Annotated in this window: 9 protein-coding genes; 8 read left to right on the forward strand and 1 reads right to left on the reverse strand. The window is 38.3% G+C overall.

Annotated elements, in window-relative coordinates; genetic code table 11:
* Positions 1-548: 548 nt before the first annotated feature.
* Positions 549-2,666: an ATP-dependent Clp protease ATP-binding subunit gene (locus tag WBG45_RS04035; protein WP_424412505.1), complete on the forward strand. Its 2,118-nt coding sequence runs from the start codon at positions 549-551 to the stop codon at positions 2,664-2,666.
* A gap of 50 nt (positions 2,667-2,716) precedes the next feature.
* On the opposite strand, the gene WBG45_RS04040 is transcribed toward WBG45_RS04035, so the two are convergent.
* A complete protein-coding gene (locus tag WBG45_RS04040; protein ID WP_424412506.1) occupies positions 2,717-2,905 on the reverse strand; it encodes a YjzD family protein in 189 nt (62 codons plus the stop codon).
* A 190-nt stretch (positions 2,906-3,095) separates the two neighbouring features.
* Between WBG45_RS04040 and WBG45_RS04045 the strand changes: the two genes are divergently transcribed.
* The 7 genes from WBG45_RS04045 (at position 3,096) to WBG45_RS04075 (ending at position 11,668) form a co-directional block, all read left to right on the forward strand.
* Positions 3,096-4,031 carry a beta-ketoacyl-ACP synthase III gene (locus WBG45_RS04045; RefSeq protein WP_424412507.1) on the forward strand — a complete coding sequence of 312 codons (936 nt, stop codon included), beginning with the start codon at positions 3,096-3,098 and terminating at the stop codon, positions 4,029-4,031.
* Positions 4,032-4,180: 149 nt separating this feature from the next.
* On the forward strand, positions 4,181-5,416 hold the full coding sequence (fabF, locus tag WBG45_RS04050) for a beta-ketoacyl-ACP synthase II (RefSeq protein WP_424412508.1): 1,236 nt from the start codon (positions 4,181-4,183) through the stop codon (positions 5,414-5,416).
* 491 nt (positions 5,417-5,907) lie between these two features.
* Entirely contained in the window at positions 5,908-6,921 is a 1,014-nt protein-coding gene (locus WBG45_RS04055) for an ABC transporter ATP-binding protein (RefSeq protein WP_424412509.1), read from the forward strand.
* Positions 6,918-7,865: an ABC transporter ATP-binding protein gene (locus WBG45_RS04060; protein ID WP_424412510.1), complete on the forward strand. Its 948-nt coding sequence runs from the start codon at positions 6,918-6,920 to the stop codon at positions 7,863-7,865. Before WBG45_RS04055 ends, WBG45_RS04060 begins: the two co-directional genes overlap by 4 nt.
* 1 nt (position 7,866) lies before the next feature.
* Positions 7,867-8,829 (forward strand): oligopeptide ABC transporter permease, encoded by a 963-nt coding sequence (gene opp4B / locus WBG45_RS04065; RefSeq protein WP_424412511.1) that lies wholly within the window; start codon positions 7,867-7,869, stop codon positions 8,827-8,829.
* 31 nt (positions 8,830-8,860) lie between these two features.
* Entirely contained in the window at positions 8,861-9,772 is a 912-nt protein-coding gene (locus WBG45_RS04070) for an ABC transporter permease (RefSeq protein WP_024535286.1), read from the forward strand.
* 72 nt (positions 9,773-9,844) lie between these two features.
* Positions 9,845-11,668 carry an oligopeptide ABC transporter substrate-binding protein gene (locus tag WBG45_RS04075; protein ID WP_424412512.1) on the forward strand — a complete coding sequence of 608 codons (1,824 nt, stop codon included), beginning with the start codon at positions 9,845-9,847 and terminating at the stop codon, positions 11,666-11,668.
* The last annotated feature ends 357 nt before the right edge of the window (positions 11,669-12,025 follow it).

A 12,025-nucleotide genomic window follows, 5' to 3' on the forward strand; every position in this document is an offset into this window, starting at 1 on the left:
GGTGAGCCTCCTCGGTCGCTTCGCGATCTGCGGGGTCTCACCTGTCCCGCTGATCCCGCTGGAGTCGCCGCCTTCCACTACAATCCATGAAGTGAGTAGTACCCATGATTCTAAGTTAAGCTAGAGATAGAACCAACCTATAATCGTAGTTGCCATCTATATTAGTTAATTGAAGCGTAGGTGGCGACTTCTGCGGGAATAGCATGAGCAGAAGATCCCGCAGGAACGCAGTGACGAGGAGACTGAAGCCATGCCCGCGAAAAGCGTCCACCGTAGCGGAAATCAACATGCAACTATGGTTACTCTTCATAAAAGGACCGGGCGTACTTTGCCCGTTTTTTTTATGGATAATAATGGGTGAAACCGATTAAATAATGTGTGAAGCCGAATAAAACCTTCATGTAACCGATTAAAACTACAGTGAAGCCGATTAAAACCAACCTCAAGTAGATTACAATAAATCAAGCTCATTTCTTTACAGATTTCACACGAAAATCGTATAATAAAATCAAAGGTCAGAAAAGGTCAAACGAAGGAGTGTTGTGATTATGCAACAACAACAAGAACAAAAAAAGCCATTAGAATTATATGGACGTAATTTAGTTGAACTAGCTAGAAGCGGGAAAATGGACCCGGTTATTGGTCGTGATCAAGAAATACGTCATGTGATCCGTATTCTTTCACGAAAAACAAAAAACAATCCAGTCCTTATTGGAGAACCGGGTGTCGGTAAAACGGCGATTGTTGAAGGTTTAGCACAGCGAATCGTCCGTAAAGACGTACCAGAAGGCTTAAAAGAACGTGATATTTATGAATTAGATATGGCATCGCTTATTGCGGGAGCCAAATATCGTGGTGAATTTGAAGAACGCTTACAAGCTGTCTTAAAAGAAGTGAAGGACAGTGAAGGGCGAATTATTCTTTTCATTGATGAAATTCATACCATTGTCGGAGCTGGGAAAAGTGAAGGTGCTATGGACGCTGGAAATATGTTGAAACCGATGTTGGCAAGAGGTGAGTTACATTGTATAGGTGCAACCACACTTGATGAATATCGTCTAAATATCGAAAAAGACAAAGCATTAGAACGACGCTTTCAACAAGTATTAGTTCGCGAACCATCAGTTGAAGATACCGTTTCTATTTTACGAGGATTAAAAGAACGTTTTGAATTGCATCATGCAGTGCGTATACATGACCGTGCCATCGTCGCTGCGGCACAATTATCGGATCGTTATTTAACAGAACGTTTTCTACCAGATAAGGCAATCGATTTAGTCGATGAAGCTTGTGCGATGATTCGAACTGAAATTGATTCAATGCCTCAAGAACTTGATGAAGTGACACGCCGAATGATGCAACTTGAAATTGAAGAACAAGCACTAATGAAAGAAAAAGATCAAGCCAGTCAACAACGTCTAGCTAATTTACGTAAAGAACTAGATGCATTAAAATCTTCTACTGAATCGATGCGGAACCAGTGGACGACTGAAAAAGAATCGCTTCATCATATTCAAAAGAAGCGTGAAATATTAGACACGTATCGACGTGATGCAGAAATAGCTGAAAATAGTTCTGACTATAAAACAGCAGGTGAATTGCGATATGGCAAAATCCCAACACTTGAAAAAGAAATTATTACGCTTGAAGCAGAACTTGAATCGACGTCAGAAAATCGTTTACTTCGAGAAGAAGTGACATCTGAAGAAATTGCGTCGATTGTGTCTCGTTGGACAGGAATTCCTGTGACGAAACTTGTCGAAGGAGAGCGTGACAAACTTCTCCGTCTAAAAGAAACCTTACAAGAACGAGTAGTAGGACAAAATCAAGCGGTTCAATTTGTCACAGAAGCGGTCTGGAGAGCACGGGCAGGCATCAAAGATCCTTCAAAACCGATTGGTTCTTTCTTATTCCTTGGACCAACAGGAGTTGGGAAAACAGAACTTGCGAAAGCTTTAGCTGCCAATTTATTTGATTCAGAAGATCATTTCATTCGTATAGACATGTCTGAATATATGGAGAAGCATAGTGTTTCTCGACTTATTGGTGCACCGCCTGGATACATTGGATACGAAGAAGGTGGTCAACTGACGGAAATGGTCAGACGAAATCCTTATTCAGTTGTGTTGCTAGATGAAATTGAAAAAGCTCATCCGGATGTCTCAAATATATTACTTCAACTTTTAGATGATGGACGTATCACAGATAGCCAAGGTCGAGTAGTAAACTTCTCTAATACTGTGGTCATATTGACGTCAAATATTGGTTCACAATATTTGCTTGATGGTGGGGAACAGGCAGAGTCATTAGTTATGTCAGCCCTTCGTACACACTTTAAACCGGAATTATTAAACCGAATGGATGAAATCGTTTTATTCCATTCGTTAAATGAATCCCATTTTAGTGCCATTACAGAGAAGTATTTAGCGCAATTAGCTTCACGATTGAAAGAGCAAGAAATTAGCGTAACTTTTACACCACAACTAATTGACTGGGTTGTTCTTGAAGGAACTGATGCAGCATTTGGTGCACGTCCTTTACGTCGCTTTATTCAACGACATGTGGAGACAGCAGTAGCGAAAGCCTTGCTTGGTGGGGAGTTAATTCCTGGTAGTATGGTTGAAGTTACCGTTTCAAACGGAGAAGTAGAAGTGAATTTGATATAAAACAAAAAAACGGTCTACTGAAGTTGAATCTTCAGTAGACCGTTTTTTTATTAATGATGCTCTGTAACTACTGGATCGTTTGGAATAATTGCCGCAATGATAAAGATTATTACTGCAACTACAACTGATAAAATTGCACCTAATAGAAAATCAAAAGGTACATCTTGTACTGAACTTACTACGTAGTTCAGCATAGTAACAAGTAGAAATGACCAAATCAATGTAAAAATATATTTCATGTAATTTCACCTCAAGACAGACTATTTACTTTTATCATCATACCATATGACTTTGTTGAGACAAAGAATCTTTTAGCATTCTCTGTAGAAGTTTGGCAAATTCATGACGATGTATTGAAATATCAACGATAATTCGTTATTATTATTACCAGGTACTAATATAAGATAATAAAGGAAATGAGGGTGTCTCATGAATGTGGGAATTATCGGTTTAGGTAGATATGTACCAGAGCGAGTAGTTACGAACTTTGATTTAGAGAAAATTATGGATACAACAGATGAATGGATTCGTACACGCACAGGTATAGAAGAGCGAAGATTTGCGGACGATGATGTTAACACTTCAGATATGGCGTATGAGGCAGCAAAAGATGCATTACGAGACTCTGGCATAGAAGCACATCAAATCGGTTTAATCTTAGTTGCCACGGTAACACCTGATATGCCATTTCCTAGTGTTTCAACGATGATTCAAGAAAAGCTTGGTGCAAAAAACGCTGCTGCGATGGATGTTTCAGCTGCATGTGCTGGCTTTATGTATGGGGTTATTACGGCTAAACAATTTGTTGAGTCGGGTACATACCCATATGTTTTAGTTGTTGGTGTGGAAAAATTAACAAAAATCACCAACTTTGAAGACCGTAATACGGCTGTATTATTCGGAGATGGAGCTGGAGCGGCGGTTGTCGGCGAAGTTTCGGAAGGACGCGGTATTTTATCATTTGAATTAGGCGCTGACGGTTCGGGTGGAAAACATTTAACTCAAAATGGTGCTTATCTAGAAATGAATGGTCGAGAAGTATATAAATTTGCAGTACGTCAGATGGGTGAATCCGCTGAAAATGTAATTGAAAAAGCGGGTCTAACAAAAGAAGAAGTAGATTTCTTAGTACCTCATCAAGCGAATATCCGCATTATGGAAGCTTCAAGATTACGTCTTGGATTGCCAGAAGAAAAAATGTCTACAACCATTAAGCAATTTGGTAATACTTCTGCCGCTTCTATTCCGATAGCGTTGAAAGAAGAATTATTGGCTGGTAAAGTGAAAGATGATGATGTAGTTGTCCTTGTAGGATTTGGTGGCGGTTTAACTTGGGGTGCCATCTGCTTAAAATGGGGAAAATGATTCTTTTTTCTTAAGGCTCTGTTAAAAGAAACAGTGGTTTATCGTAAATTTACGCTGGCCAACATGTCTATTTAAGAGAAGAAGGAATTACCATAAGGATACTTTAATATACTAAACTTTTAGTTTCACATGAAGGGGAGAAAATAATCATGACAAAGCGTCGTGTTGTAATAACAGGAGTAGGAGCGGTAACTCCGCTTGGCAATAATGTAGAATCAACTTGGGCTGGTATTAAAGAAGGTAGGTCTGGCGTTGGTCCATTGACACGTGTGAACAAAGATGATTTCCCTGCGAAAGTCGCAGCAGAAGTTAAAGATTTTGATATTGAAACGTATATCGAACGTAAAGAAGCACGTAAAATGGATCGTTTTACACATTTCGCCTTAGCTGCTTCGATTATGGCTGTTAAGGATGCAAACCTAGAGATTACACCAGAACTTGGTCTTCGCACAGGTGTTTGGATTGGGTCAGGTATCGGTGGAATGGAAACGTACGAAGCTCAGTTCCGTACATTCCTAGACCGCGGTTATCGCCGTGTGAGCCCATTCTTTGTTCCGATGATGATTCCAGATATGGCAGCAGGGCAAGTGTCCATTCATTTTGGTGCGAAAGCAATGAACTCTTGTACAGTAACAGCGTGTGCATCAGGAACTAACTCAATAGGCGATGCATTTAAGGTTATTGAACGTGGAGAAGCAGACGTGATGATTTCAGGAGGAGCGGAAGCCCCTATTACAAATATGTCAGTGGCTGGTTTCTGTTCAAACACTGCACTTACACTTAACGATGATATTAAAACGGCATCACGTCCTTTTGATGCAAATCGAGATGGTTTTGTTATCGGTGAAGGTTCAGGTATTGTTATTTTAGAAGAATATGAACATGCGAAAGCGCGTGGAGCAAAAATCTATGCTGAAATAATTGGCTATGGTTCAACAGGTGATGCGCATCATATTACGGCACCAGCCCCTGAAGGCGAAGGTGCTGCTAGAGCCATGCAACAAGCACTTACAGATGGTGGAATCGACCCTACTCAAGTGGATTATATTAATGCTCATGGTACAAGTACACCGTACAATGATCAATTTGAAACAATGGCAGTAAAAACTGTTTTTGGCGAACATGCATACAAACTTGCGATGAGTTCAACGAAATCAATGACAGGACATTTACTTGGAGCTGCTGGTGGAATTGAAGCTATTTTCACAGCACTAGCATTACATGAAAGTATTTTACCACCGACAATGAATTTAGAAAATCCTGATCCTATTTGTGATTTGGATTACGTTGCGAATGAAGCACGTAACCAAGACATTGAATACGCAATGAGCAATTCTCTAGGTTTTGGCGGTCATAACGCATCACTTTTATTTAAAAAAATATAGTCAAAATCTCCTCATCCGTGAGGAGATTTTTTTTTACCAATTTCCTCAACACTGGCGTAAGGTCCCCTCAACTGTAGCTTCTTAAATTCACTACTAAACGTTATTCCTATTATTCTCCCACTGAAAGATTGTATCGAAAGTTTCAAAACAAAAGAGTCTTTTTCGATAGATACGCAACTTTATCCCTACGTGAAAGTCTTTATTTGTATTACGAAAGACTTAATAATCCATGAAAATAGGAAAATACCAAAAATATGACAAATTTGTCCGTCTTTATGTGATTACTTGCAAACCCTTGTGGTTGCTGGATTTTTTGATGAATTCCAGCTTCAAAATAAAGTAAAAATAGGAAATTTTCAAAAAAGTTGTTGCGGTTGTAATAATTCTGTAATAGAATTTACAACTAGGTGAACAATTAACTGAAAAATTGAAATTTTGAAAAGAGTAAAAGTTTCGTCACATCTTAGTATATACATGAGAGGAGTAATCATTTGAATCCCACTCAAGAACTTTTAACAATTAATGATTTACATACTGGCTTCCGAGTGAAAGATACATATTTTAATGCAGTAGACGGAGTCTCTATTAGTTTGAAGAAAAACGAAATCTTAGCGATTGTTGGAGAATCGGGTTGCGGTAAGAGTACCTTAGCAACTTCCATAATTGGTCTCCTTGATCCAAATAACTCGAAAATAACTGGTGAAATAAAATTTAGAGGGATCAACCTCGCTACTTTAACAGATGACAAACTTAATAATGTTCGAGGAAACGATATTGGTATGATTTTTCAGGATCCATTGTCTGCATTAAATCCTTTAATGCGAATAGGTGATCAGATTGAAGAAGGATTAATTTATCACACGAAAATGTCAAAAAGCGAGAGATCTCAACGCGTTATTGAACTTCTGAATCAAGTGGGAATTCCTAATCCAAAAAGAGTAGTACGACAATTTCCCCATCAGCTTTCTGGAGGTATGCGTCAACGAGTTATTATTGCTATTGCTATTTCTTGTAAACCGTCAATCATCATTGCAGACGAACCTACAACTGCGTTAGACGTTACGATACAAGCACAAATATTGGATCTACTTAAAGAGTTACAGGCTGAAACACAATCTGGCATTATCTTAATTACACATGACTTAGGCGTTGTTGCTGAAGTAGCCGATCGAGTTGCTGTTATGTATGCAGGGCAAATTATTGAAGAAGCACCAGTTGAAGAATTATTTAGTAATCCTGTGCATCCTTATACTAGATCGTTATTAAACTCAATTCCTCAAACACATAGTGATAATGAAAAATTAGAAGTCATTCAAGGATTAGTACCGTCATTAGTGAACTTACCACGAAATGGCTGTCGCTTTGCTCCTCGAATTCCTTGGATTCCAGCTGAGGCACACGAATCAGAACCACAACTTCACGAAATAGCACCAGGACATTTTGTTCGATGTACCTGCTGGAACCACTTTCACTTTGAAGGTGAAGAAGGGGGAAGCTTGACATGAGTTTTATGGAAATAAAAGATTTACGCGTACACTATCCGATACGCGGTGGATTCTTTAATACAATCGTTGACCATGTCCATGCGGTAGACGGCATAAATATGGAATTCGATAAAGGTAAAACTTACGGGCTTGTAGGTGAATCTGGTTGTGGGAAATCGACAACGGGCAAAGCCATTATCGGTCTCGAGAAAATAACGTCTGGACAAATTATATACGAAGGAAAAGATGTTTCGAACCAACGCCGCCAGCGTAATTCTTCATATAACCGAGATATCCAAATGATCTTCCAAGATGCGCATTCTAGTTTAAATCCACGCAAACGCGTGAAAGATATTCTAGCAGAGCCAATCCGGAATTTCTTAAATCTTTCAGATTTAGAAGAAAAACGAAAAATCAATGAACTATTAGCAATTGTTGGGATGCCTGAGGATGCAAAAGTGAAATACCCTCATGAATTCTCTGGTGGACAAAAGCAGCGAATTGGAATTGCAAGAGCAATCGCAACGAATCCAAAACTCATTATTGCAGATGAGCCAGTATCAGCTTTAGATTTATCGGTACAAGCTCAAGTTCTAAACTTCTTAAAAGATATTCAAGATGAATTAGGCTTGAGCTATTTGTTCATATCGCATGACCTTGGAGTTGTGAAACATATGTGTGATCATATCTCAATTATGTATAAAGGAAGATTTGTAGAGTCTGGATCGAAGAAAGATATTTACCAATCTCCTCAGCATATTTACACCAAACGGTTATTATCAGCTATCCCAATTATCGAGCCTGCGAGTAGAGTGGAACGTAAAATAGAACGTATTAACGTAGAGAAAAATTACCAACTTGATAATCATCAGTATTTTGATGAAAACGGTCGCGTATATGATCTTCAGTCCATTTCCGATACGCATTCAGTAGCGAAAACGGTAAATGAAGAGGGGGTCATCTAATATGTGGAAAACGATAATTAGACGTGTATTAATGATGATTCCACAATTATTAGCTTTGAGTCTATTAATCTTTATTATGGCGAAATTTATGCCTGGTGATCCTTTTACAGGTTTGGTAACCCCAGATACTGATCCGGCACGAGTTGAAGAATTACGTCAACAAGCTGGTTTTTATGATCCGTGGTATCAACAATATGCAACTTGGATGATGAATGCTGTACAAGGCGATTTTGGTAAGAGTTACACGTATAAAGTGGCAGTAGCAGACCTTATTGGGGATCGAGCGCTTAATACATTATGGTTATCACTAGTCAGTGTATTTTTACTGTATTTAATTGCTATTCCATTAGGTGTCCTTGCAGGACGCTATCAGAACACATTTTTAGATAAAACGGTAGTACTTTATAGTTTTATCAGTTATGCCATACCGGTATTCGTTTTAGCTCTTATATTCTTGTTCCTCTTCGGATACAAGCTCCAATGGTTCCCTACAAGCGGAACGGTGGATATCAAATACGACAATGGCTCCTTAGGTTACATTTGGAGTAAAACCTATCATCTACTGTTACCGGCCATTACGTATGCCATTCTCGGAACGACTGGTGTCATTCAATATTTACGTACAGAAGTAATTGATGCAAAATCGCAGGACTATGTTCGTACTGCACGTAGTAAAGGAATTCCTTTAAATAAAGTGTACTCGCGACATATTTTCCGAAATTCTTTATTGCCAATTGCAGCATTCCTTGGTTTTACAATCACGGGTCTGCTTGGTGGATCCATCTTTATTGAAACAATTTTTGGCTATCCTGGAATGGGACAATTATTCATTCAATCCATTTCTGGACGTGATTATAGTGTAATTACTGCTTTGGTTATGCTGTACGGATTCTTAATATTATTAGGCAGTCTATTATCCGATATTATTATGAGCATTGTAGATCCACGAATTAGGATAGATTGACGAAAATAATGGTTAAGGAGAGTGTACTCACATGAAAGAGCAGACAGAAAATGTAGTAATTCAATCTGAACATCCAGAAAGCTCTCCGCCTACTGGATTTCAAGTAATCATGCGTGAATTCAAAAAAGATAAACTCGCGATGTTTTCACTTATCGCTTTGATAGTAGTGATTGTTGGGATATTCATTTGGTCCCTGTTTATAGATCAACAAGAAATGATGCGAGTAAGTTTACGTGATAAATTCGCGGAACCTGGAGACAAGTTCTTGTTAGGTGCTGACCAAGGTGGTCGGGATATTTTAGGCCAATTGATTATTGGAGCTCGTAACTCAATTGCTATTGCCATGGCAGTAACCTTACTTACGGGTGTAGTTGGAATCATGATTGGTTTAACGACAGGTTACTTTGGCGGTTGGATAGACAACATCTTTATGAGAATCATCGATTTCTTCATTACGATTCCAGCTTTGATGATTATTATCGTTTTCGTTACGATTGTACCAAAATACAATATCCCGATATTCATTTTGATTGTCAGTGTATTCTTATGGCCAGGTACAGCTCGTCTCATTCGAAGCAAGGCACTCTCTGAGAGTCGCAGAGACTATATCAACGCTTCGAAAACAATGGGCACAAGTGATGCTGTTATCATTTTCAAAAAAATGATGCCAAATCTAAGCTCAATTCTAATTGTGGAATTAACTTTAAACTTTGCTGGAAATGTTGGAATTGAAACGGGCCTTTCTTATTTAGGATTCGGTTTACCGCCTTCAACTCCAAGTTTAGGAACCTTAGTAAGTTACGCGAACAATCCACTTGTGTTATCTGAAAAATGGTGGATTTGGTTACCAGCATCGCTGCTTATTCTTTTCTTAATGTTAGGAATTAACTATGTCGGTCAAGCGATTCGTCGATCTGCCGATGCGAAGCAACGCTTAGGGTGACCCCTAATTGACAGTGGTATTAAACGTTTAACGTTTGATATATAGAACCAGAGATAAAAAGGAGGAAAAGGAATGAACAAAAAGTTTTGGACATTATTAGCATTACTTTTAGCTTTCGTACTTGTACTTGGTGCATGTAACGGTGAAGGCGATTCAAAAGATGGAAAAGATTCACCAGCTAAAGAAGATGAGAAAGACAATAATGAAGAAGTGGTAGATACTGGAAACTTCCCGTTAACTGTTGAAAATGAAGGCGATGTAATTGAAGGAGGTATTTTAAAAGTAGCTCTAGTAAATGACTCACCTTTCCAAGGGATTTTCTCATCTGTTCTATATGAAGATGCGTATGATGACGATATCATGCAATTCGCTAGCAACTCAATTTTCACAACAGACGGTGACTTCTTATTAACTAACGATGGAATCGCTGGTATGGAAGTTGATCAAGACAATAATAAAGTAACACTTACGATTAAAGACGGTGTTAAATGGTCTGATGGTGAGGCACTTAAAATTGAGGACTTAATGCAGCCTTACTTAATTATCGGTCATAAAGACTACACTGGAGTACGTTATGATGCTGATTTCCAAAACATCGTAGGTGCTGTAGAGTACCATGATGGCAAAGCGGATACAATCTCAGGATTAAAGAAAGTGGATGAAAAGACATTAGAAATTTCATTCAATAAATTATCTCCAGCTATTTTCAGTGGCGGTGATGGAATCTGGGGCACGGCTGAACCAAGCCATATTCTAAAAGACATTCCAGTTGCAGATTTACTTGAATCAGATGAAGTACGTAAAAACATTGTTACTTTAGGTGCATTCAAATTTGATAAAATCGTACCAGGTGAATCAGTACAATTCGTGAAAAACGAAAACTACTGGAAAGGTGCACCAAAACTTGATGGAGTATTAGTGAAAACTGTTCCTTCAACTTCAATCTCTGTTGCATTACAAACAGGGGAATACCATATGACTGCTAATACTTTTAGCACAGACAAGTATTTAGAAATTAAAGATTTCGATAACCTTACAGTTCTTGGCCGTAATGAACTTTACTACCAATACATTGGTTTCAAACTTGGTAAATATGATTTAGAAAAAGAAGAAGTAGCAATGGATCCAAATGCTAAGATGAATGATGTAAAACTTCGTCAAGCAATGGGCTATGCAATTGACGTTGAACAAGTATCAGAAGTGTATTACAACAACTTACGTGAACGCGCAACATCACTAATTCCACCAGTATTCAAATCTTTCTATGATGATTCATTAGAAGGTTACACATATGATGTAGACAAAGCAAATGTATTATTGGATGAAGCTGGATATAAAGACGTTGATGGCGACGGACTACGTGAAAACAAAGATGGCAAACCACTTGAAATTAAATTTGCTACAATGTCTGGTGGAGATATCGCTGAAGACATCGCATCATTCTACATGCAAAATTGGAAAGATGTTGGTTTAAATGTAACTCTTGCAACAGGTCGTACAATCGAATTCAACAGCTTCTACGATAAAGTACAAGGTGATGATCCAGAAATCGATATCTTTATGGCGGCATGGGGTACAGGTACTAACCCATCACCATCAGGATTATACTCTAAGACTGCACAATACAACTTCAGCCGTTACACTTCTGAGAAGTTAGAAGAGCTATTAGCTGCTATCGATTCTCCAGAAGCTTTCGATCCTGAATACCGTGCAGGTAAATTCCGTGAATGGCAAGAATATATGTCTGAAAATGCACCAATCATTCCAACTCAAACTCGTTTAGAACTGCGCCCAATTAACAAAAGCGTGAAAAATTATGATATTGACTACGCTAGCGATTTTGATTTGAACGAAGTTGAATTAATTTCTGAAGATCCTGCTAAATCTTCTAAATAATTCGCATTACAAAAAGACCCGAGATTATACTTTCGTATAATCTCGGGTTTCTTATGTTGAAAATAGACGACCGGATGAAAAACTGAATCGTTGTTTGTGATGAGACGGTCTTGTGAGCAGAAAAAATCTTTGAATCAAAAGAAAATAGGACGAACTTGACGTACTTACTATTAAAGCTTCATATAGTAATGTAAAAGGGTGCTTGTATTGATAAAATGGCTAATGTTTTCAATCAGTTACATATTCATTGTGTTGAGCCTTCTACAAATCTTGTTGTATCTAAATTATTTATCTCTTGGTTATACATGGAAAAGTGTCTGGCTATTTATATTCCAGACACCTGATTTTGCTATATTT

Source organism: Paenisporosarcina sp. (assembly GCF_049671445.1).
Classification (GTDB): Bacteria; Bacillota; Bacilli; order Bacillales_A; family Planococcaceae; genus Paenisporosarcina.